Annotated in this window: 1 pseudogene; it reads right to left on the minus strand. The window is 63.9% G+C overall.

The annotated features are described in order from the left end of the window. Positions 1-388: pseudogene (locus DWU98_RS22060) on the minus strand (phospholipase D-like domain-containing protein); the annotation flags it as partial.

Raw genomic sequence — 388 nt, forward strand, 5'->3', positions numbered from 1 at the left:
ACCCTCGATGTCCAGCGAGGGCACGATGCCGTTGTGGTTGTCCTTGATCTGCTGATCGACCTCGGCGATTTGTTGCTGGAGCGCTTGCTGACGCGCCCGGCTGGCCGCGCGGGCGGACGCGTCGTGGGGGCCGGGCATGCTATCGATCGCGGCGACGAGTTTTCCTTCCAGTTGGCGGCGCTGTTCGGTCAGTGCATCGGCGCGCTCATCCCTGGCCACATTGGGAATGGTATTGGCCTGCCCCAAGGCATCGAGCATGCGGTAGGTATTGACGGTGCCGTCGCCGACGCCGTCGTCGTTTGCATTGGTGACGACGAACAGATAAATCGGGCCGTGCGTGCCGGGATCGCGGCCCGCCTTGATCTGCTTTTGCACCGCCTGCTTGATC

It is taken from the genome of Dyella monticola, assembly GCF_003363155.1.
Taxonomy (GTDB): domain Bacteria; phylum Pseudomonadota; class Gammaproteobacteria; order Xanthomonadales; family Rhodanobacteraceae; genus Dyella_B; species Dyella_B monticola.